At 45.4% G+C, this 22,627-nt stretch carries 17 protein-coding genes; 3 read left to right on the top strand and 14 right to left on the bottom strand.

The window, feature by feature from the left end:
• Window positions 1-7 precede the first annotated feature (7 nt).
• The 3 genes from OC193_RS02430 to OC193_RS02420 all read left to right on the top strand — a co-directional run bounded on the left by OC193_RS02430 (window position 8) and on the right by OC193_RS02420 (window position 2,430).
• On the top strand, window positions 8-625 hold the full coding sequence (locus OC193_RS02430; protein WP_048662664.1) for a TRIC cation channel family protein: 618 nt from the start codon (window positions 8-10) through the stop codon (window positions 623-625).
• A gap of 242 nt (window positions 626-867) precedes the next feature.
• Window positions 868-1,449: a flavodoxin family protein gene (locus OC193_RS02425; protein WP_048662663.1), complete on the top strand. Its 582-nt coding sequence runs from the start codon at window positions 868-870 to the stop codon at window positions 1,447-1,449.
• Between the two features lie 135 nt (window positions 1,450-1,584).
• Window positions 1,585-2,430, top strand: a complete 846-nt coding sequence (locus tag OC193_RS02420; RefSeq protein WP_048662662.1) for a LysR family transcriptional regulator — start codon at window positions 1,585-1,587, stop codon at window positions 2,428-2,430.
• On the opposite strand, the gene OC193_RS02415 is transcribed toward OC193_RS02420, so the two are convergent.
• The 14 genes from OC193_RS02415 to murD all read right to left on the bottom strand — a co-directional run bounded on the left by OC193_RS02415 (window position 2,381) and on the right by murD (window position 22,616).
• On the bottom strand, window positions 2,381-3,160 hold the full coding sequence (locus OC193_RS02415; protein WP_019825246.1) for a TSUP family transporter: 780 nt from the start codon (window positions 3,158-3,160) through the stop codon (window positions 2,381-2,383). The genes OC193_RS02420 and OC193_RS02415 overlap by 50 nt on opposite strands.
• A 195-nt stretch (window positions 3,161-3,355) precedes the next feature.
• Complete coding sequence (gene carB, locus OC193_RS02410) at window positions 3,356-6,586, bottom strand: carbamoyl-phosphate synthase large subunit (RefSeq protein ID WP_019823635.1); 3,231 nt, start codon at window positions 6,584-6,586, stop codon at window positions 3,356-3,358.
• A gap of 16 nt (window positions 6,587-6,602) precedes the next feature.
• Complete coding sequence (carA, locus tag OC193_RS02405; protein WP_048609692.1) at window positions 6,603-7,742, bottom strand: glutamine-hydrolyzing carbamoyl-phosphate synthase small subunit; 1,140 nt, start codon at window positions 7,740-7,742, stop codon at window positions 6,603-6,605.
• Between the two features lie 503 nt (window positions 7,743-8,245).
• A complete protein-coding gene (dapB, locus tag OC193_RS02400) occupies window positions 8,246-9,070 on the bottom strand; it encodes a 4-hydroxy-tetrahydrodipicolinate reductase (protein WP_020628676.1) in 825 nt (274 codons plus the stop codon).
• 92 nt (window positions 9,071-9,162) lie between these two features.
• A complete protein-coding gene (gene mutT / locus OC193_RS02395; protein ID WP_048662661.1) occupies window positions 9,163-9,561 on the bottom strand; it encodes an 8-oxo-dGTP diphosphatase MutT in 399 nt (132 codons plus the stop codon).
• 349 nt (window positions 9,562-9,910) lie between these two features.
• Window positions 9,911-12,637 (bottom strand): preprotein translocase subunit SecA, encoded by a 2,727-nt coding sequence (secA, locus tag OC193_RS02390; RefSeq protein WP_048658034.1) that lies wholly within the window; start codon window positions 12,635-12,637, stop codon window positions 9,911-9,913.
• Window positions 12,638-13,025: 388 nt separating this feature from the next.
• Complete coding sequence (gene lpxC, locus OC193_RS02385; RefSeq protein ID WP_010434751.1) at window positions 13,026-13,943, bottom strand: UDP-3-O-acyl-N-acetylglucosamine deacetylase; 918 nt, start codon at window positions 13,941-13,943, stop codon at window positions 13,026-13,028.
• A gap of 96 nt (window positions 13,944-14,039) precedes the next feature.
• On the bottom strand, window positions 14,040-15,269 hold the full coding sequence (gene ftsZ / locus OC193_RS02380) for a cell division protein FtsZ (RefSeq protein ID WP_017059291.1): 1,230 nt from the start codon (window positions 15,267-15,269) through the stop codon (window positions 14,040-14,042).
• 31 nt (window positions 15,270-15,300) lie between these two features.
• Entirely contained in the window at window positions 15,301-16,569 is a 1,269-nt protein-coding gene (gene ftsA, locus OC193_RS02375; RefSeq protein WP_010434747.1) for a cell division protein FtsA, read from the bottom strand.
• Window positions 16,562-17,341 (bottom strand): cell division protein FtsQ/DivIB, encoded by a 780-nt coding sequence (locus OC193_RS02370; protein ID WP_048662660.1) that lies wholly within the window; start codon window positions 17,339-17,341, stop codon window positions 16,562-16,564. The genes ftsA and OC193_RS02370 overlap by 8 nt, the downstream gene beginning before the upstream one ends.
• Window positions 17,342-17,532: 191 nt before the next feature.
• Complete coding sequence (gene murC / locus OC193_RS02365) at window positions 17,533-18,993, bottom strand: UDP-N-acetylmuramate--L-alanine ligase (protein WP_017059288.1); 1,461 nt, start codon at window positions 18,991-18,993, stop codon at window positions 17,533-17,535.
• A gap of 13 nt (window positions 18,994-19,006) precedes the next feature.
• Window positions 19,007-20,068, bottom strand: a complete 1,062-nt coding sequence (gene murG / locus OC193_RS02360) for an undecaprenyldiphospho-muramoylpentapeptide beta-N-acetylglucosaminyltransferase (RefSeq protein WP_048662659.1) — start codon at window positions 20,066-20,068, stop codon at window positions 19,007-19,009.
• Window positions 20,069-20,080: 12 nt separating this feature from the next.
• Window positions 20,081-21,277 carry a cell division protein FtsW gene (gene ftsW, locus OC193_RS02355; protein ID WP_017629347.1) on the bottom strand — a complete coding sequence of 399 codons (1,197 nt, stop codon included), beginning with the start codon at window positions 21,275-21,277 and terminating at the stop codon, window positions 20,081-20,083.
• A 22-nt stretch (window positions 21,278-21,299) separates the two neighbouring features.
• Window positions 21,300-22,616 (bottom strand): UDP-N-acetylmuramoyl-L-alanine--D-glutamate ligase, encoded by a 1,317-nt coding sequence (murD, locus tag OC193_RS02350; RefSeq protein ID WP_048662658.1) that lies wholly within the window; start codon window positions 22,614-22,616, stop codon window positions 21,300-21,302.
• Window positions 22,617-22,627: the final 11 nt, after the last annotated feature.

The raw sequence follows: 22,627 nt of genomic DNA, 5'->3' as shown, positions 1-22,627 counted from the left end.
CAGTATCATGGACTCCATGCTGCTTTATATTATCGATTTATTTGGCACTGCCATCTTTGCCGTCTCAGGCGTTTTTGTTGCTGGTCGTCTTAAGATGGACCCCTTTGGCGTAGCCGTTTTAGGCAGTGTAACCGCAATTGGTGGCGGTACAATTCGAGACATGGCTCTGGGTGCAACTCCCGTGTTTTGGATCACCGACACCACCTATCTTTGGGTCATCATCACCACCTGCTTGCTGACCATGATTATAGTAAGACGCCCCAAACGCCTGGCTTGGTGGATCCTGCCGGTATGTGATGCGATAGGCTTAGCGGTGTTTGTTGGCATTGGTGTAGAAAAAGCACTGATTTATCAAGATTCTTCATTAGTTGCTATCATCATGGGTGTCATCACCGGCTGCGGTGGCGGTATTATCCGTGACGTACTTGCCCGTGAAGTGCCAATGATTCTAAGAAGTGAAGTCTACGCGACCGCTTGTATCATTGGTGGCGCTTTCCACACCATGGCGATCAGTATGGGGCACGACTCAGAAACTGCATTTCTGGCCGGCGTGTTCTCAACACTATTGATTAGACTTGGCGCTATTCGCTGGCATTTATCATTGCCGACCTTCGCCATCAAATAAGCTATCATTACAAAGAGAAAGGCTCCGTAAAGGAGCCTTTTTTGATCCGGTTTCAAATCACTATACCCTCTATTTCCACTCATCAAAGATCCCCTCCTTTCCTAAAACTCAATTTAGTTAGTCCATTAGCCCACCAATTTAGTAATGTTTTTTATTTACTTATCTAGTCCACAGGCTATATTAATAAACAAATAGCTTTATAAAAGATTTTATTTACTAACATTGGCAAAAGGGAGTTCAAGATGGGTATTGGTAAAGTGGGCATTGTTTTCTTCTCTAAGAATGGAGCAACTAAGCAAGTTGCTGAGACAATCGCTGAAGGTATTAACACTCAACAACCTAACTCAGTACTCCTTGTCGAAGTGCTATCTTCTGAAGTGGTCGAAGGAAGGTATGACAATGACGATAAGCTAAAGTCATTAGATAACTGTGACGCCATTATTTTTGGATCCCCGACTTACATGGGTTCACCAGCCGCACAGTTTAAGAGTTTTATGGATGCAAGCAGTGATAGCTACTGTAACAAAGCGTGGCGAAATAAACTCGCAGCAGGCTTTACCACTGGCGGCAGCCTTAACGGTGAGCAACAACAAACCTTGTTGAGCTTTTTCACTCTGGCTTGTCAGCATGGCATGATTTGGGCAGGGCTTGATATCTCAAAGCACATTGATAACTTAGGTTTGAATCGCACAGGATCAAGCATAGGTTTGGTCGCCAGTGAAGATGAGATGGCAGATAGCACCAGTAATCACATCAACAGCAACGATCTTCAGACTGCTTTCTATTTCGGCCAACGCATCGCGAGCCTAGTTAAGAGAACCTAAGTAACTGACTAATTAACTGACGGGCTAGCTTCAAAACTCCTAGCTTGTTTGATATCTATGAGCTCAAGACTAGAGAATGAATGTCGTTTCAGGTAACTTGATTCAATCATTCCCAACTTTCATGAATATACCCCAATGCTACTCGAAGGAATCGAAACTCTACTGGTATTGAGTAAAGCAAAAACCATGAGCCGCACAGGCAGTTTGCTTTATATCAGCCAATCAGCGGTCAGTAAACGGATTGCGAATTTAGAAAAGAAGCTAGGTAAAAAGCTCATTGAGCCGAGTGGCCGACAGATAAAACTCACGCCAGATGCGCTTGCATTAATCGAGAGTATTGGCCCTACATTCAATGAACTTCGCGGGCTTATTTATGAACAGCAAGAGCTGGAAGATACCACTCTCATCACCCTAGACAGCTCTAAGTCTCTGATAGCCGGTTATTTAGGTGAGATGATGGGCCAATTTATCCAGCAAGATAAGTACATCACCATAACCACCAACCACACGCCAAGAATCATAGAGCGAGTGCAATCTGGCAAGGCGACCTTGGGGTTGTGTGCTGGCTTGTTGCCACCGCATCATGGGCTGATGACCTTTCATCTATTTGATGAGCCGTTTTACATAGTGAGTAAGTCGCCGTTAACGGAGCTTCCTCCATTGGTGATTACCAACGATATGACCAACCCTGCCAACTCTTATCAGCTCTCAGTGTTAGAAAAGTTTGGAATTAAACCCTTTATGGAGATGGATGCCTACACCGCAGCAGCGCAACTTGCATTGGGTGGGACTGGACCAGCCTTAATCCCACTCTCTATCGTAAAAACACTCAATATTGAGCCTCGATACCTATATAGCTTTCCAGAATTAGCAGGCTTAATTCGACCGATTCATGTCTGTGTTAGACCGAATAGCTACCAGTCTCCTAGGGTTAAAACACTGATAGAATCCATTGTTGATGCTGTTCCCAAAGCAGTTTAGAAGCCATTAGCATCGACATTACGATCACAAGGGGGCGAATCCATTTCTGCCCTTTTGTCACCACCACTTTAGCGCCAAGCTGAGCTCCCATAAAGCCACCAACCGCCATCACTAATCCTAACTCCCAAATTGGCAAACCAGCCAAAATAAAGAAAATTAAGGCCGCGATATTCGAGGTAAAGTTAAGTACCTTAGTGCGCGCCGTTGCATCGACTAACGAGAAGTGACCAATCGCAACAAAGCAGACGGTGAAGATAGAACCTGTTCCTGGGCCAAAAAAGCCATCATAGAAACCCACACCGCCACCAACACACAGAGCAAACATCGCCTCAGAGATCTTCTGTTTTCCTTCAGATGCTCTAGTTGGGGGGGCTAACAGGAAATAGAGAGAGATAGCGATGAGCAGCAACGGGATAACACTGGTCAGTAAGCTCGCATCAATGTGTTGGACTAGCTCGGCACCAATTGCAGAACCAATAAAGGTACAAAAGATAGCGAGGCGCATCTCCTTAATACTAACGATACCATTGCGCACGAAATACCAACTCGCAGAGAAGCTGCCGAAGGAGCTTTGGAGTTTATTGGTTGCCAGTGCCTGCGTTGGTGGAACTCCAGCCGCTAGCAATGCCGGTAGAGTCAATAACCCACCGCCGCCAGCCATTGCATCAATAAAGCCTGCTGCCGTTGCGACAACAAACAAGATAGCCAATATTTCTAGAGTGATTTCCATATACCCAACGCCTTAAAGTCCTGTGTAGCGACAAGTTACCACTCACGCCAGACGAGCAATAACGAAACACAAGATTCTAACCTATTCCTAATTTTCATCATTTAACTAATGCTATCTAATAGGCATAAAAAAGCCCACTCCGAAGAGTGGGCTTTGAGCATTTATATCCGCTTAACAGCGATACACTTTAGGTGATTAAGCTTGAGAAGCTTTAACCTGAGCGTGTAGCTCTTGAACTGAAGTTACTGAAGTTTTCGCGTCTGCAGTGTGCGCCATACAAGTCGCGAATGCAGCGTTTAGCGTAGTCGTGTAGTTCACTTTCTCAGCAAGTGCTCCACGACGAAGAACTTTAGAATCTTCAATCGCTTGACGGCCAGCTGCAGTGTTCACGATATACGTGTACTCGTTATTCTTGATACGGTCAAGAATGTGAGGACGACCTTCGTGTACCTTGTTTACTAAACGTGGGTTGATACCCGCTTCACCAAGGATAACCGCAGTACCGTGAGTTGCGTCTAGCTGGTAACCAAGCTTAGATAGCTTAGATGCTAGGTCAACAACACGCTCTTTGTCGCCTTCGCGAACAGAAAGCAATGCACGACCGCCTTCAGGGTAGATGTGACCACAACCCAATTCAGCTTTAGAGTATGCTTCTGCGAATGTCGCGCCAACACCCATAACTTCACCAGTAGAGCGCATTTCTGGGCCTAACAGTGGGTCAACACCAGGGAACTTGTTGAATGGAAGTACAACTTCTTTCACTGAATAGTAAGGTGGGATGATTTCTTTCGTAAAGCCTTGAGACTCTAGAGATTGACCTGCCATTACACGAGCGGCAATCTTAGCGATTGGTGCGCCAGTTGCTTTAGATACGAATGGAACCGTACGTGCTGCACGAGGGTTAACCTCGATTAGGTACACTTCATTGTTCTTAACAGCAAACTGTGTGTTCATCAGACCACGCACACCCAACTCGAACGCTAGCTTTTCAACTTGCTCGCGCATTACGTCTTGGATTTCTTGGCTTAGCGTGTATGCAGGAAGAGAACATGCTGAGTCACCTGAGTGAACACCCGCTTGCTCGATATGCTCCATGATACCGCCGATAACAACGCGTTCACCATCACAAATCGCATCAACGTCGACTTCAACAGCGTCGTCTAGGAAGCTATCAAGTAGTACTGGAGATTCGTTTGATACGCTAACCGCTTCGTTGAAGTAGCGACGTAGATCTTGCTCGTCGTATACGATTTCCATCGCACGACCACCAAGTACGTAAGAAGGACGTACAACAAGTGGGAAGCCGATTTCGCGAGATTTCTCAACCGCTTGCTCCATCGTTGTTACTGTCGCGTTCTCTGGCTGAAGTAGGCCTAGGCGGTCTACAGCAACTTGGAAACGCTCACGGTCTTCTGCACGGTCGATTGCGTCTGGGCTAGTACCGATGATTGGTACACCAGCAGCTTCAAGAGCACGAGCCAGTTTAAGTGGCGTTTGACCACCGTATTGAACGATAACGCCTTTTGGCTTCTCAACACGAGCGATTGCTAATACATCTTCCAGAGTTACTGGTTCGAAGTACAGACGGTCAGATGTATCGTAGTCTGTAGAAACTGTCTCAGGGTTACAGTTAACCATGATAGTTTCGTAGCCATCTTCACGTAGTGCTAGTGATGCATGTACACAACAGTAGTCAAATTCAATACCTTGGCCGATACGGTTTGGACCGCCGCCTAGAATCATGATCTTGTCTTTGTCTGTTGGGTTCGCTTCACACTCGTCATCGTAAGAAGAGTACATGTAAGCTGTATCAGAAGAGAACTCAGCAGCACATGTATCTACACGCTTGTACACTGGGTGGATATCGTATTGGTCACGCAGACGACGGATTTCGCTTTCCGCTACACCTAGAATCTTAGATAGGCGCGCATCAGCAAAACCTTTACGCTTAAGCTTGTTTAGCTCGTCTTTGTTCAGACCAGCAAAGCCTTTCGCTTTAAGTTCTTGCTCTAGCTTAACGATGTCTTCGATTTGAACTAGGAACCAACGGTCGATTTGCGTTAGGTTGAATACACCATCTACCGACATACCAGCACGGAATGCGTCAGCGATGTACCAAATACGCTCTGCGCCAGCTTCTTTCAGTTCGTGACGGATAGTCGTTAGAGCATCTGGTGCATCTAGGTCTACCATTTCGTCAAAACCAGTCGCGCCAACTTCTAGGCCGCGAAGTGCTTTTTGTAGAGATTCTTGTTGGTTACGGCCGATAGCCATAACTTCACCAACAGACTTCATTTGCGTCGTTAGACGGTCGTTAGCACCTGCAAATTTCTCGAAGTTAAAACGAGGAATCTTAGTTACTACGTAGTCGATTGTTGGTTCGAATGATGCTGGAGTTGCGCCGCCAGTGATGTCATTCATTAGCTCGTCTAGCGTGAAGCCAACAGCCAGTTTCGCTGCAATCTTAGCGATTGGGAAACCTGTTGCTTTAGAAGCTAGTGCTGAAGAGCGAGATACACGTGGGTTCATCTCGATGATAACCATACGGCCATCTTTCGGGTTGATACCAAACTGTACGTTTGAACCACCTGTTTCAACACCAATCTCACGCAATACTGCTAGAGATGCGTTACGCATTAGTTGGTATTCTTTATCTGTCAGCGTTTGAGCTGGAGCCACAGTGATTGAATCACCTGTGTGAATACCCATTGGGTCGAAGTTTTCAATCGCACATACGATGATGCAGTTGTCGTTTTTGTCACGAACCACTTCCATCTCGTACTCTTTCCAACCGATAAGTGATTCATCGATAAGAAGTTCATTAGTTGGAGATAGGTCCAAACCACGACGACAGATTTCTTCAAATTCTTCTTTGTTGTAAGCGATACCGCCACCAGTACCACCCATCGTGAACGATGGACGAATGATACAAGGGAAGCCAACCATGTCTAAAACTTTGTAAGCTTCTTCCATCGTTTTCGCTGTATCAGCAGTTGGACATTCAAGGCCAATTGCTTTCATTGCTTTATCGAAGCGTGAACGGTCTTCTGCTTTATCGATAGCATCAGCCGTTGCACCAATCATTTCAACACCGAACTCTTCAAGAACGCCGTGCTTTTCTAGGTCTAGAGCACAGTTCAATGCAGTTTGGCCACCCATAGTAGGTAGAACTGCATCAGGCTTCTCTTTAGCGATGATGTTACGCACAACTTCCCATTGGATAGGTTCGATGTAAGTTGCATCGGCCATATCTGGGTCAGTCATGATTGTCGCTGGGTTCGAGTTTACAAGAATAACTCGGTAACCTTCTTCGCGAAGCGCTTTACAAGCTTGAGCACCAGAGTAATCGAACTCACATGCTTGGCCGATAACGATCGGGCCAGCACCTAGAATAAGAATACTTTTAATGTCAGTACGTTTTGGCATTGTCTACTACTCCGAATTACGCTGTGTGCTGTTTGATTAGTTCAATAAAGTGGTCGAATAACGGCGCTGCGTCTTCTGGACCTGGGCTTGCTTCAGGGTGACCTTGGAAGCTGAATGCTGGTTTGTCTGTACGGTGAATACCTTGTAGAGAACCATCAAATAGTGATTTGTGCGTTGCACGTAGTGTCTCTGGAAGGGTTTCTTCGTCAGCAGCAAAGCCGTGGTTTTGCGAAGTAATCATCACAACATCACGATCTAAATCTTTAACCGGGTGGTTTGCACCGTGGTGACCAAACTTCATCTTCACTGTCTTAGCGCCTGACGCAAGAGCTAGAATCTGGTGACCTAGACAGATACCGAAGATTGGTAAGCCTTTTTCTAGGAACACTTTTGTCGCTTCAATTGCGTAAGTACATGGTTCTGGGTCACCAGGGCCATTTGAAAGGAAAACACCGTCTGGGTTCAGAGCTAGTACTTCTTCAGCAGAAGTTTCAGCAGGAACAACCGTTAGGCGGCAGCCGCGGTCAACAAGCATTCGTAGGATGTTTCGTTTTGCACCGAAGTCATAAGCAACAACGTGGTATGGCAATTCAGAGTCTGCTTTCGCTTCAGGAAGTCCACCCGTAAGCGTCCACGAACCTTGTTTCCATTGATACGCTTCTTTTGTTGTAACTTCTTTCGCAAGGTCCATACCTTTCAGGCCAGGAAATTCTTTTGCTTTAGCTAGAGCCAAAGCTTCGTCTAAATTGTTACCCGCTACGATACAACCGTTCTGAGCGCCTTTTTCACGAAGAATACGCGTCAGTTTACGAGTATCGATATCAGCGATACCAACAACGTTTTGCGACTTAAGGTAATCAGAAAGGGATTGTTCATTACGGAAGTTAGAAGCGATTAGAGGGAGATCGCGAATCACAAGGCCTTGAGCGTGGATTGAAGAGGATTCTTCGTCTTCGGAATTGGTTCCGGTATTGCCAATGTGAGGGTAAGTAAGGGTAACGATTTGTTGAGAATAGGAAGGATCAGTGAGGATTTCTTGGTACCCCGTCATCGAGGTATTAAAAACGACTTCACCAACTGCAGAACCTACAGCGCCAATGGCTTCACCGTGAAATACTGTCCCATCTTCTAGGACGAGTAGTGCTGACTTCTTCAAGACAACCTCCAGAAATAAAAATGCATTAAAATTGATTTAATTTGCAAATCTACCTTCCTGCAACACCAGAAACTGCGTGTTTATGGAAATTAGACAAATTGGCGGTATTTTAGTGATGTGCGTGATACGTGTCAACATTTAACGCAAAAGAAATTAAACATTTGTAAGGACTAATTCAATTTACGCCATCAAAGCTTCAAAAGTTCAACTTTCATGCTCATTTCGGCCGAATATTACGATTTTCTAATTTTCACCCCTCATTTTAGCCAACCATAGAGTAATAAAAATATCAGCAACAAAACGCAATCGATAAATACAAAGAGAAAAGATCGTAATTTAAAGACCTAAAACAAAAAACACATTATAAGCATTAAAAAAGACAGTTAAATAAGAGAAAATCGACGATAAGAAGAAACTATAGGGAGGTTTGTAAAAGGGATATTACGAAGGGAAATGTATCAAATAAAGAAAGCGCCGGCAATTGCCAGCGCATAAATATCTATTTACAGGTCATTCAAACCTAGGACATCAGTCATGGTATAAAAGCCGGCTGGTTTATCATTTAACCAGACTGCAGCCTTGATTGCGCCATTAGCGAAAGTCATTCGATCAGTGGCTTTATGGGTAATTTCCACTCGCTCACCGATATCAGCAAACATAGCGGTGTGTTCACCAATAATGTCACCGGCACGAATCGTCGCGAAACCAATCTCATCTTTAGTACGCTCGCCAGTAATACCTTCGCGTGACCATACAGCTACATCGTTCAGCTCGTTGCCCATCGCACCAGCAATCGCTTCGCCCATACCAATCGCAGTACCAGAAGGTGCATCGACTTTATGGCGGTGGTGCGCCTCAACGATCTCGACATCACAGTAATCGCCCATCACTTTAGCGGCCTTCTCTAGCAGCTTAAATACAAGGTTCACACCAACGCTGTAGTTAGGTGCCATTACGATAGCCATCTCTTTTGAAGCAGCATCAATCACCTGCTTCTCTTCTTCAGAGAAACCCGTCGTACCGATAATCAGTTTTTTACCGTGACGTTTACAAAGTTCAATATTCGCTAATGTGCTAACAGGGGCTGTAAAATCGACGATCACGTCAAACTCTTCGATGGCTTTAGACAGGTCATCGACTAGAGCAACATCAAAACGACCTTCACCGCATAACTCACCGACATCTACGCCGACCAAAGATGACTCTGGACGTTCCGAGCCAGCACCAACACTTGCTTCTGAATTATGATGAGCGGCTTTCACCAAGTTGCGACCCATGCGGCCCGCTGCTCCTGCAATTGCAATTCTTACCACTGCGAATATCTCCATTGTTTTGGTTACGGTTGCCGCTTATCTCTTGCAGCAACGTTCAATCGATTAATCTCTTTAAACTAACAACAATCTCAAACTCAGGCTAGCAATTACGAAAACTCTTTTATCACTCGCTCTAAAATTGGCACATTTGCCTCTGGGAAAGCGTATTGATTCAATGATTCTAGGCTTACCCATTCACCTTGCTGACCTTCTTTGCCATAAGGTTGCTGTTCAAAGTCAGTCACAAGGATGAAGTCAAACTTAAGCGACTTATCGGTGTAATCAAACTCAAGGTGCTCAAACAGAGACTGTTCTGTCACCTTGATGCCAATCTCCTCATCAAGCTCACGAGTCATCGCTTGTTCAATGGTTTCGCCCACTTCAACCTTGCCACCAGGGAACTCCCAAAAACCGCCCTTGTGTTTGTCGTCCGGACGTTTAGTGATAAATACCTGTGACTTATCTTGGTTAAAGATAATGCCAGCTACAATATGGATTCTTTTCATGTGTTGGTGTTCCTTAATAAAACGCTTAACTCACATAGTCCCTGAATACGTCATCCTCAAGAAGGAGGAACGACTGAGTTGGGGATCTAAAACTACGCGAGCCTAACTAAACAAGATTCCCTACTACGCTCGCTCCTCGCTATAGGGAATGACGACTTCCTTGCGTAACAAAGTAAGCCACGAAATTTACATACAAAAAGAGCCGCCTAAGCGACTCTTTATATTCTATTTATCAGTTTTATGAAGCTAAGTTGTAGTGCTTGAGAGCAAGGCGGTGGCACAGAGCTTACGACTGTAAGTGAGTACCACCAACGCAGCTATCATGCGCTACAACAACGATTCATTAAACTTACGCGATTTTACCGTGACACTGCTTGTACTTCTTGCCACTTCCACATGGACATGGCTCGTTACGACCCACTTTACGCTCATCACGTACTACCGTTTGTGGAGATGCTGCTTCAGCTTCATTGTCACCTAGCTGGTTTTCAGCCGTTGCATGTTGTGCCTGTGCACGACGCGCCGCTTCTTCAGCTTGAGCTTGACGTTGAGCTTCCATCTTTTCAACTTCTTCTTGTTGCTGAACGCGAACTTTAGAAAGGATGGTAACAACGTCTGTTTTTAGTACATCTAGTAGGCCTTCAAACAGTTCAAACGACTCGCGCTTGTACTCTTGTTTCGGGTTCTTCTGAGCATAACCACGCAGGTGGATACCTTGACGAAGGTGATCCATCGCAGCCAAATGCTCTTTCCAAAGACCGTCTAGCGTTTGTAGCATCACAGATTTCTCGAAGTTACGCAGTACTTGAGCACCAACCACTTCTTCTTTCTGTTTGTACGAATCAACCGCCATGCCAAGAATACGCTCACGCAAAGCTTCTTCATAAAGCTTGTCGTCTTCGTCTAACCAACCTTGAATATCAAAGTCTAGATCAAAGTCATTCTTCAGACGATCTTGTAGACCCGCGATATCCCACATGTCTTCAAGAGACTGAGGTGCGATGTATTCATCAATGACTGATGCCAGTACATCTTCACGGTTGTGTTCGATCATCTCACTGATGTCGTCAGAACTCATCAGTTCGTCACGAAGCTCATAAACCACTTTACGTTGGTCATTGGCTACATCATCGTACTCAAGAAGCTGCTTACGGATATCGAAGTTACGACCTTCAACTTTACGTTGTGCTTTTTCAATTGAGCGAGAAAGCATCTTAGATTCGATCGCTTCGCCTTCGTCCATACCACTTTGGATAAGACCAGCCATACGATCTGATGTAAAGATACGTAGCAGAGAATCTTCCATTGATAGGTAGAAACGAGAAGAACCCGCATCACCTTGACGACCAGAACGACCACGTAGCTGGTTATCGATACGGCGAGATTCATGACGTTCAGTACCAATGATGTGCAGACCACCTGACTCAAGTACTTTATCGTGGATTACTCTCCAATCAGCTTTGATCTTCTCGATCTGCTCTTTGGTTGGATTCTCTAGCTTCTCAACTTGTGCCTGCCAGCTACCACCTAACACGATATCGGTACCACGACCGGCCATGTTAGTTGCGATAGTTACCGCACTCGGCATACCAGCTTGTGCAACGATCTCTGCTTCCATTTCGTGGAATTTAGCATTTAGAACGCTGTGCTTAATTTTTGCTTTTTTCAGTGCGTTAGACAGTAGTTCAGACTTCTCGATAGAAACCGTACCAACCAGTGATGGCTGACCAGCTGCTACACGGTCTTTGATGTCTTCAATGATCGCATTGAACTTGTCTTCTTCAGTACGATAAACCACATCTGGCATATCGTTACGAACCATAGGTTTGTTGGTTGGGATAACCACAGTTTCTAGGCCGTAGATAGACTGGAATTCGAAAGCTTCAGTATCGGCAGTACCTGTCATACCTGACAGTTTTTCGTATAGACGGAAGAAGTTCTGGAATGTAATCGATGCTAGCGTCTGGTTTTCATTCTGAATCTTCACACCTTCTTTAGCTTCAACAGCTTGGTGTAAACCTTCAGACCAACGACGACCTGGCATAGTACGACCAGTATGTTCATCAACGATAACCACTTCGCCTTCTTCAGTAACGATGTAGTCGACGTCTTTCTCAAACAATACGTGTGCACGCAGCGCTGCATTAACATGGTGCAATAGGCTGATATTTGTTGGAGAGTAAAGCGTGTCACCCTCTTCCATCAGGCCGTTTTTCACCATTAGCTCTTCTACAAATTCTTGACCGTTTTCAGTCAGGTGAACCTGCTTCGATTTCTCGTCCATGGTGTAATGACCTTCACCACGGTACTCTTCAGAATCTTCTTTATCTTGGCGCTCAAGGTTAGGGATCAACGTGTTAATACGCGTGTAAAGATCTGAACTATCTTCAGCTGGGCCAGAGATAATAAGTGGAGTACGAGCTTCATCGATTAAGATTGAGTCAACTTCATCGACAACAGCGAAGAAGCGTTCACGTTGAACACGATCTTCAGCACGGAAAGCCATGTTGTCACGTAGGTAATCGAAACCAAACTCGTTGTTTGTTCCGTATAGGATGTCAGCTTGGTACGCTTCTTTTTTCTCTGGCGGAGCCATGTTTGGCACGTTCACGCCAACCGTCATACCAAGAAATTCAAATAATGGGCGGTTTGTTTCCGCATCACGCTTCGCTAGGTAGTCGTTCACCGTTACTACGTGAACACCTTTGCTAGGTAGGGCGTTAAGATAAGCTGGTAAGGTTGCTGTAAGAGTCTTACCTTCACCAGTACGCATTTCTGCAATTTGGCCAGCATTTAGAACCATGCCGCCAATCATTTGCACGTCAAAGTGACGCATGCCGTAAACACGCTTAGACGCTTCACGTACCGTAGCAAATGCTTCCGGTAGAAGCTGGTCTAGCGATTCACCTTTATCTAAGCGCTCACGAAACTCAACCGTTTTTGCTTTTAGCTCTTCGTCTGAAAGTGCTTCAAACGTTGGTTCGTAGTTATTAATTTCTTTTACAATTTTTCTAAGGCGGCGCAGTGTTCTGTCATTGCGACTGCCAATTACCTTTGTCAGCAGCTTAGTAATCATGTGCTTGGAATCTCTTCGTTCTCAGATCGTCCGCGATCTATTTTAAATGCCGTCAGTCTCTACTAGCTATGAACTAGTCTTCAGTTACTAACCAAGGATACTGAGATAAATCTAGTATCTTTGATATTGTACTTGAGAGTAGAGTTTTCAAGGCTTGAGTTAAAATTAATGCCCTTTAGTGTAAGTAATTTTCACACCAACGACCATTTATAACCCCATTTGTTTGATGTGCTTGGAACTTTTCTTTCTAATTGCTGACGGATTAGCCAGACTGTAGCCCATTGGTAGTCAACTTTCGGATGTTGACGACACTGTATCTGGAAAATAGATACAAAAAAACCAGGTCAATGACCTGGTTTTCGAAATCTTATATTGTTGTAAACAACAATTACGCTAGAACCATTCCTGGCTCAGCAAATGCAACAGGAGAGCCTACTTCTTCTTCGAATGTTGCCCATTCCCAAGCTTCTGCGTCAGCAAGTACTGCACGTAGTAGTTGGTTGTTTAGGCCGTGACCTGATTTGTATGCACGGAACTCACCAATAATAGCGTGTCCACACATGTAAAGGTCACCAATCGCATCCAGTACTTTGTGAGTTACGAACTCATTGTCAAAACGTAGACCTTCTTCATTAAGAATTCGGTATTCGTCTAGAACGATAGCGTTATCGAAGCTACCGCCAAGTACTAGGTTTTGAGATTGTAGATACTCAATATCGCGCATGAAGCCGAAAGTACGAGCGCGAGAGATTTCTTTCACAAAGCCTTGTGAAGAGAAATCAAACAACAAACGTTGCTCATCAGATTCAATTGCTGGGTGGTTAAAGTCGATCTCAAAGTCCATACGGAAGCCGTTAAATGGAACAAACTCTGCCCACTTATCGCCATCTTCAAAACGGATAGGCTTTTTGATACGAATAAAACGCTTCGCTGCATTCAGTGTTTCTACACCCGCTTGCTGTAGCAAGTATACGAATGGGCTTGCGCTACCATCCATAATTGGGATCTCAGGAGCATCTACTTCAACAATAATGTTGTCGATGCCCATACCCGCTAGAGCTGCGTTAAGGTGTTCCACTGTAGAGATACGTACGCCTTCGTCATTAACAAGAGCAGTACATAGCATAGTGTCACGGACTGACGCTGGATCAGCTGGGAAATCTACAGGTGGATTTACATCTGTACGACGATAAACAATGCCTGTATTTGCAGCTGCCGGGCGAAGAGTAAGTGTGACTTTACGACCAGAGTGGAGACCCACACCAGTTGTTTTCACAATTTCTTTCAGAGTACGTTGTCTGATCATCTGCTTGCCTCGTTATCAGTGCTACAAATCACGGTCAGTATTTACCGACCGCGTATTTTACCATTAATTCGACGATAGTCAAATTTTGGGTATTTGTTAATCAGCCTGACGTCGTAAGAATGCTGGAATATCTAAGTATCCACTCTCTTTCTCAGCCTTAGGTGCTGCACTTTGGCTAGCGCCTGTACCTGAAGAAACAGGAGACGTTGTTGGCTGCGGCTTAACTTGAGGTTTAACCTCAGTTTTTTCTTGCAATGGCTGTGCCACTTTCTCTTCCACTTTTGGTGCAGTTTGAGCCGCTACCTGTGGTTGAGGAGTTGGTGCAACCTTAGCTTTACCACCAGCAACTAATGTAATGTCTGGTTTTTTCTCTGTACCGATACCTGTTGCAACAACAGTTACACGGATTTCATCCGTCATATCAGGGTCTAGAGAAGTACCAATCACAACTGTTGCGTTATCAGATGCGAATGCCTTAACTGTATTACCTACTGTTTCGAACTCATCTAGACGCATATCTAGGCCTGCAGTGATGTTCACAAGAACGCCACGCGCACCAGCTAGGTCGATGTCTTCTAGTAGTGGGCTAGAAATTGCCGTTTCAGCAGCTTCTTCAGCACGGTCTTCACCTTTTGCGATACCGCTACCCATCATTGCATGGCCCATCTCAGACATTACGGTGCGAACATCCGCGAAATCGACGTTAATCATACCAGGGCGAGTAATTAGCTCAGCGATACCTTGTACAGCGTTTTTAAGTACATCATTTGCACTTGCGAAAGCTTCTAGCAGAGTTACGCCGCGGCCAAGTACTTTAAGTAGCTTCTCATTTGGAATCGTAATTAAAGAATCCACATGCTTAGAAAGCTCTTCAATACCTTGCTCAGCAAACGCTAAACGCTTTTTGCCTTCAAAGCTAAATGGCTTAGTTACAACAGCAACCGTTAGCACACCCAACTCTTTCGCAACTTCAGCAATAACTGGAGCAGCACCTGTACCAGTACCACCGCCCATACCAGCTGCGATAAATACCATATCGGCGCCAGTTAGAACTTCTTTAATTCTTTCTCGATCTTCGAGAGCTGCATCACGGCCAACTTGTGGGTTTGCACCAGCGCCCAAACCTTTAGTGATATCACCACCAATTTGGATCACGCTGCTCACGCTCGTTTTACGAAGTGCTTGTGCATCAGTGTTAACACTGATGAATTCTACACCTTCGATTGATTCACGTACCATGTGCTCAACAGCGTTACCGCCACCGCCACCAACTCCAACGACTTTAATTACTGCATCGTCAGACATTTCCATCATCGGTTCAAACATGTGTTATCTCCGTTTTTTCCTGCAACTCAGGTTAAAACTCTTTTTGTATCCAATTACGCAATTTACCAAATAAACCAGACATAGAAGGTGCTGAACGCTTAGGTTCGCTGTAATCACCTTCATCACTGATCTGACAATCTCTTGCGTAATGAAGTAAACCAACCGCCGTAGAATGATACGGCTCTTTAACATAGTCAGTTAAGCCACTAACTTCTAACGGCTTACCAACTCGAACTTGATTGCGGAAAACACGTTCCGCACACTCTACCAATCCGTCAATTTGTGCCGCTCCACCAGTGAGAACGACGCCAGCTGCAAGGTGGTGTTTAATACCTTCATCGCGTAGCTGTAATTGAACCGTATCAATAGTTTGGTTAACGAGACCCATAAGTTCAGTGTAACGTGGTTCAATCACTTCCGACAAAGTTTGTCTTTGCAAACTTCTCGATGGGCGACCACCAACACTAGGGACGTTAACAGAGTCATCCTTGCTTACGAGTTCACTCAGAGCGCAACCATGGTTTACTTTTATCTCTTCAGCATCGCTCACTGGCGTGCCGAAAGCGAAGGCAATATCACTGGTTACTGCATTTCCTGCGTAGGAAAAGACTTCTGTGTGTCGCAATGCGCCGCCAGTCCAAATGGAAATGTCCATCGTACCTGCACCGATATCTACAACACAGACTCCAAGCTCTCTCTCGTCTTCAGTAATTACCGCATTGCTTGAGGCAAGTCCTGAAAACACGATTTGTTCTACTGTGAGACCACATCGCTCAACAGCTTTAATAATGTTTCTCGCCATGTCGCTATGGCAAGAAATTAGGTGAACGCTGACTTCCATTCGAACACCAGATAAGCCAAGTGGGTTCTTAATCCCCTCTTGATAATCAATGGTAAATTCTTGTGGGATCACGTGCAGAATTCTCTGCTCATCACCAATTTTAATTGATTTCGCGGTATGGATCGCTCGATCCATATCGTCTTGAGACACCTCTTCATCAGAGATAGTGCCCATGCCTTTTTCAATTCGGCTTGCGATATGTTTACCCGATAGCGAGATAAATACATTGCTGATTTGGCATTCCGCCATCAACTCTGCTTGATCAATAGCTCGCTGAACCGACTTAACTACCGACTCTAGGTCGTTTACACCACCTTTATCCATACCTCTGGATGGGCTTTGCCCAGAACCAATGATATTGATTTGACCATCAGGCAATATTTCACCAACCAGAGCTGATATGGTCGCAGTGCCTATATCAAGACCAACGATTATGTTGTCATCTGCGGTCTTAGTCATCTGTGCTCTCTTCTAACTCTTGCTCTGGAAACCAGCCTACAGCGGCTCCCGTATCATACCTGAGGTCGATGTAGCTCACTTGATTCGCTTTACTACCAAGTTCGTTGTAAAGCGAAATGAAGCGTTCAACACGCTCATCTAAAGAATCTTTACCTAGTTCTAAACGGATACCGTTATCTAGGATTATTTGCCAAGCGCGACGCTCATTGAGAACGAGAGAGGTAACGGTTAACCCTAGACTGTTAATCAAAGGGGTTATCTGTCGCCACTTTTCTATCACTTCTTGGCTGGTGCCGTCTGGGCCGTAAAGCTTAACTCTATCGCCCTTTAACAGGCCGATATCACCATTAAACACCTGACCATCGTCATTCAACAGCATGTTGCCGTTCCAGATTGCTGCTGCATGGTACTCAGTCAAAAATACTTTTATTGTGTCTGGCCACTGCTTACGAATGGAGACCACTGAAACCCAAGGTAACGCTTCTAAACTGTCTTGCAACACACCGATGTCTTGCGACATGAATGTTCCAATATGCTCTAGCTCGCCAAAGGCATGTTGGACATCACCAGCGGTTACGTAAGTTAAGTCGCCTTGAAGTACTATTTTGGAGAGAGGCAATCGCTGATCGTCCCACATCCAAGTCAGTGTGGTATAGAAAAGAAACCCAATGAATAGCAATACCATGACAAAAAAAGCCCCGCCTAAAGCGTGTTTCTTGAGCGACGGTAAACTGAATAGGTGGCGGTTTTCGCTAAAAGTACTTTCTACCAAAGCCCGCATTCCCTGTCGTTGGTTCGCAATTCTATTCCCTATCTTCGTAATAGAGGTAAAAGCACTTACTTTAACCTATGAATTATACTGAGCAAAATCAAACTATCAAACGTTGATAATAAGATTTTTGGTCAATTTTAGGTCAATCGCAAGAAACGAGCGATCGACCACAGTATGTAGACGCTATTCTGTTACGCGTTCTGCATTTTATTAATGTCTAACTGTAACGATTCCAACTGCTTCGCCACTCGACCAACATCGCCTGCACCCTGCGTTAAAACAAGGTCACCGCCTTGAATTACGTTGGCTAAAGCCGATGGCAGTGCGTTGATATCGGCAACAAAGATTGGATCTATCTTACCACGCCCGCGAATGGTTCGACTTAATGAACGTCCGTCAGCCCCTGCAATGGGTTTCTCACCTGCAGAATAAACATCTAACAGAATTAGGACATCAACCTGTTCAAGAACGTTCGCAAAATCATCATAAAGATCGCGTGTTCGGCTGTAACGGTGCGGTTGAAAGATCATTACAAGGCGTTTGTCAGTCCAGCCACTGCGAGCCGCTTGAATCGTCACATCCACTTCGGTTGGGTGATGACCGTAATCATCGACCAACATCGCCACGCCTTTACCCGTTTCATACTCACCTAGGTGATCGAAACGGCGACCTGTGCCTTCGGTTCCCGCCATCGCTTTTAGAATCGCTTCATCGCTGATGTCATCTTCTGTTGCAACCGCAATCGCCGCTGATGCATTCAGTGCGTTGTGGCGACCTGGAATATTCAACGTAATATCTAAGTTCGCTTTGCCTTCACGTACAACCGTGAACTTACCTTGTTGACCTTCTTGTACGTAGTTCTCAATACGGATATCCGCATCTTCTGAGAAACCGTAAGTAATCACTTGGCGACTTACCTGAGGGATAAGCTCGCGCACGACTGGATCATCAACACACATCACAGCCTGACCGTAGAATGGCAGGTTGTGTAAGAAATCAATAAACGTCTGCTTTAGCGTTTCAAAATCACCGCCATAAGTATCCATATGATCCGCTTCAATGTTAGTCACGATACTAACCATCGGTTGCAGATGTAAGAATGACGCATCACTCTCGTCGGCTTCAGCGATAAGAATACGGCTTGAGCCTAAACGTGCGTTAGTACCTGCACTTTTCACCAAACCACCGTTTACGAAGGTTGGATCTAGGCCTGCTTCCGAATAAATCTGTGTCACTAGCGCAGTCGTGGTTGTCTTACCGTGCGTACCTGCCACAGCAATGCCGTGACGAAAACGCATCAGCTCAGCCAGCATTTCGGCACGGCGAACGATAGGTGTGCGCGCTTCACGAGCTGCAATAATTTCTGGGTTCTCTTCGTTGATAGCGGTTGAAACCACCACCACACTTGCGTCGGCAACGTTACTCGCTTGGTGACCGATATAAACGGTCGCACCCTTGCTAACTAAACGATCGGTCACTGGGTTTTGAGCAATATCAGAACCCGTGATCTGGTAGCCTTCATTCAACAGGACTTCAGCGATCCCGCTCATGCCGGCCCCACCAATACCAATGAAGTGGATAGATTTAACACGGCGCATCTCTGGCACCATTGCACGGATTTGCGCTAAGTCTTGGGTATGTTCAATCGTCATCAATTCAATCTCATTATTTTGCTAAAGCTTTAATCGCTTCAGCGACGGTCACATCAGCATCAAGCTTGGCAGCTTGACGCGCTTTTGTAGCCATCATTTTTAATTCATTTCTATCAAGCTCGGCGATGGTGTTCGCTAGCTTATCAGCCGTCAGTTGAGGCTGTTCAATCATTAGCGCTGCGCCACACTCAACCAAGTGATCGGCGTTCAGTGCTTGTTGTCTGTCTTTGTGCATAAACGGAACGAAGATAGAACCTACACCCGCCGCAGAGACTTCAGATACAGTTAATGCTCCTGAGCGACACACTAATAGATCTGCCCACTCATAAGCTTGCGCCACATCATCAATAAATTCAGTCACTTGAACATTATCTACAGAGTGTGATTTATATTGTTCAATCACTTGTTGTTGATTGTTCTTACCCGCTTGGTGCATCACTGTGAAGCCTTCGCCAAGCTGAGCCATCGTCACTGGCAAGGTATCGTTGAGGATTTTTGCACCCTGACTACCGCCCATAACCAAAATACGGATGTCGCCATCACGCTCAGCCATGCGTTGCTCTGGTTCAGCTAAGGCAACCACATCTTCACGTACAGGGTTACCTACAACTTCCGCAGTAGGAAATGCACCAGGGAAAGCTTGGAATACCTTTTTAGCAATCTTAGACAGCCATTGGTTAGTTAAACCAGCCACTGCGTTTTGCTCATGCAGTACCACTGGAATACCAGACAACCATGCCGCGATACCGCCGGGACCACTTACGTAGCCGCCCATACCAAGCACCACATCTGGCTGCCATGCTTTGATGTGCTGCCTTGCTTGAAGTATGGCATTGATAATCTGGAACGGCGCTTTAATTAGCTTGCTAATACCTTGACCGCGCAGGCCTTTCACCTTGATGAAGTCGATCTCAATGCCATGCTTTGGCACTAAATCCGCTTCCATTCTGTCTGCGGTTCCTAACCAGCGAATTTCCCAACCTTGCTGCTGAAGCTTTTTAGCTACCGCTAACCCTGGGAAAACGTGACCGCCAGTACCACCAGCCATCACTAAAAGTTTTTTGTTTTGTTTCATCACGTTAGATTCTTATTCTACTAATTCGTTTTGATTGTCGGCTTGTTCTTTTTGTTGTATCCGGCATTCGTGATCGATACGCAGCAGCATAGAAACCGCCACCGACATCACGATAAGACTTGAACCACCATAACTGATCAACGGCAAGGTTAGACCTTTAGTTGGAACAATACCTGAAGCAGCGCCTACGTTAACAAGCGTTTGAAAAGCAAACCAAATACCAATACCGAAAGCCAAATAGCCACTGAACACTTGGTCGTTATCGAAGGCTTTTTTGCCAATAAGAATGGCTTTAAACACCAAGCTAAAGATCAGCATCAGCACTAAGGTAACACCAACGAAACCGAGCTCTTCTGCCAATACAGCAAATACAAAATCGGTGTGTGCTTCCGGTAGATATTCGAGTTTTTGAATTGAGTTGCCAAGCCCTTGCCCCATCCAATCACCACGACCGAACGCCATCAATGATTGGGTTAACTGGTAGCCACTGCCGAACGGGTCATTCCAAGGCTCCCAGAAAGAGGTCACACGTCGAACACGGTAAGGTTCTATGACAATCAAACCAACAACGGCGGCAATGCCTGCCACCATCAAGGCAATAAACTGTGAAAGCTTGGCACCGGCGATAAATAACATACCGAACAGGGTAACCAGCATTACGACTACGGTACCTAAATCGGGTTGACCGAGCAGTAACACAGCAAAGGCGCCAAACACCATGATAGGTTTACCGAAACCACCAAAGAAGGTTTTCCTCACTTCGTCTTGCTTACGGACTAAGTAGCCCGCCATAAAGATAAACAGTGATAGCTTGGCGACTTCGGCTGGCTGTAGGTTAAATAAGCCGAGAGGGATCCAACGCGATGCACCGTTAACTGACTTACCGACCGCTAATACCACGATCAGCAAGAAGAAGGACAAGCCCAGTAGGTACATACTGTACTGAAACCAGCGTTGCATCGGGATCTGTAATATGACGCTGGAGACACCTAACGCCAACACAAGGAAGATGGCATGACGGAACATAAAGTGAAACGGCTGATCAGTTAAACGAGCACTGATTGGGAACGAAGCCGACGTTACCATTACCAAGCCCGTCAACATCAGTCCAAGAGCAATCCATACCAACTGGCGATCGTAGAGCGCCTCTGGTGTGGCACGGTTAAGCCATTGCCAAATAGATTGATTGATCTCTTTCACTCTTTGCACTGAATGTTAGTCCTTCAACACGTTAGGCATACTCATGAGCAAGGTCAGTGAACGCATCACCTCTCGCCATGAAATTATTAAATTGATCGAAGCTTGCGCACGCAGGAGACAGCATAACCATATCTCCAGCCACCAGTTGTGGTGAGATAGATTCGATTATCTGCTGCATGGTCTCGAACTTTTGTGCTGATGGATGCAGCGGCATAAATTGCGCAGCATCTTCACCGAAGCAACACAACTGAACGCGATCTAGTTGCGCCAATACAGGTTTAAGCTCGCTAAAGTCAGCACCTTTACCAACGCCACCAACCAAGAGATACAAAGTACCTTGGTACTCTAAACCGGACAGAGCCGCTAATGTGCTCGCTACGTTGGTTGCTTTTGAGTCGTTAACCCATTTGATTTCGCGCTTGTCAGCCACCACTTGGCAGCGATGAGTCAAACCATTGTAAGCTTTCAAAGCTTCAAGGCTTTTGCTGTAATCAATACCAACTTGCTTCAATAATGCTAAAGAGACTAACGCATTCGCCACATTGTGACGTCCAACCAATGTTAAATCTTGAGTAGCAAGCACAGATTTACCGTTATCGATTAACCACTCAGTGCCATCAATCGTCGTAACACCAAACTCTTGGTCATCGAGTCCGAATGTTACTAATGACATGTTGTGGTCTGGATACGTCTCTTTGTCGTCGCGGTTTACAATCGCATATTGAGCATTATTAAAGATTCTTAGCTTGGCATCGCGGTAATCGGCCATGCCTTGGTAGCGATCCATATGGTCTTCTGACAGATTCAGAAATGCTGCTGCTGCTAAGTTTAGGCTTGATGTTGTTTCTAACTGAAAGCTTGAAAGCTCAAGAACATATAAATCAGCATCAAGCTCTAGAAGATCTAAGGCAGGAATACCGATGTTGCCACCCACACCGACATTCAAACCTGCAGCCTTTGCAAGTACGCCAGTAAGGTCGGTCACGGTGCTCTTGCCGTTAGAACCCGTGATAGCTACAACGGGTTTGTCTACCGCCCAGCCAAATAGTTCAATATCGCCAACAACCGGGGTTCCCGCTTGAATAACATCTTGTATTTCAGGGGTCGCGAGTGCGATACCTGGGTTAGCTACCACCAAATCAGCTTCCGCTAACCATTGGCTATTCCAACTTCCAGAATGCAGTTCTACCGATTCAGGCAAAGACTCTCTGCCCGGCGGTAGCTCTCGCGTATCAATGACCTTCACATGAGTGTGAGGCTGATATTTTACGAGATGTTTAACGACAGAGAGCCCGGTAATACCGAGCCCCACAACCACTACATTTTGAATATTTTGCCAACGTTCCATTTAAACAAGAT

Origin of the sequence: Vibrio crassostreae, assembly GCF_024347415.1 — a bacterium.
Taxonomy (GTDB): domain Bacteria; phylum Pseudomonadota; class Gammaproteobacteria; order Enterobacterales; family Vibrionaceae; genus Vibrio; species Vibrio crassostreae.
Note: the sequence above shows the minus strand (reverse complement) of the source record. Positions and strands in the feature narration are given on the sequence as shown.

Excerpts from the sequence above, each read along its gene's own strand:
- OC193_RS02430 (WP_048662664.1), top strand. The coding sequence starts at position 8 with ATGGACTCCATGCTGCTTTATATTATCGATTTATTTGGCACTGCCATC.
- OC193_RS02425 (WP_048662663.1), top strand. The coding sequence starts at position 868 with ATGGGTATTGGTAAAGTGGGCATTGTTTTCTTCTCTAAGAATGGAGCA.
- OC193_RS02420 (WP_048662662.1), top strand. The coding sequence starts at position 1,585 with ATGCTACTCGAAGGAATCGAAACTCTACTGGTATTGAGTAAAGCAAAA.
- OC193_RS02415 (WP_019825246.1), bottom strand. The coding sequence starts at position 3,160 with ATGGAAATCACTCTAGAAATATTGGCTATCTTGTTTGTTGTCGCAACG.
- carB (WP_019823635.1), bottom strand. The coding sequence starts at position 6,586 with ATGCCAAAACGTACTGACATTAAAAGTATTCTTATTCTAGGTGCTGGC.
- dapB (WP_020628676.1), bottom strand. The coding sequence starts at position 9,070 with ATGGAGATATTCGCAGTGGTAAGAATTGCAATTGCAGGAGCAGCGGGC.
- mutT (WP_048662661.1), bottom strand. The coding sequence starts at position 9,561 with ATGAAAAGAATCCATATTGTAGCTGGCATTATCTTTAACCAAGATAAG.
- secA (WP_048658034.1), bottom strand. The coding sequence starts at position 12,637 with ATGATTACTAAGCTGCTGACAAAGGTAATTGGCAGTCGCAATGACAGA.
- lpxC (WP_010434751.1), bottom strand. The coding sequence starts at position 13,943 with ATGATCAGACAACGTACTCTGAAAGAAATTGTGAAAACAACTGGTGTG.
- ftsZ (WP_017059291.1), bottom strand. The coding sequence starts at position 15,269 with ATGTTTGAACCGATGATGGAAATGTCTGACGATGCAGTAATTAAAGTC.
- ftsA (WP_010434747.1), bottom strand. The coding sequence starts at position 16,569 with ATGACTAAGACCGCAGATGACAACATAATCGTTGGTCTTGATATAGGC.
- murC (WP_017059288.1), bottom strand. The coding sequence starts at position 18,993 with ATGACGATTGAACATACCCAAGACTTAGCGCAAATCCGTGCAATGGTG.
- murG (WP_048662659.1), bottom strand. The coding sequence starts at position 20,068 with ATGAAACAAAACAAAAAACTTTTAGTGATGGCTGGTGGTACTGGCGGT.
- murD (WP_048662658.1), bottom strand. The coding sequence starts at position 22,616 with ATGGAACGTTGGCAAAATATTCAAAATGTAGTGGTTGTGGGGCTCGGT.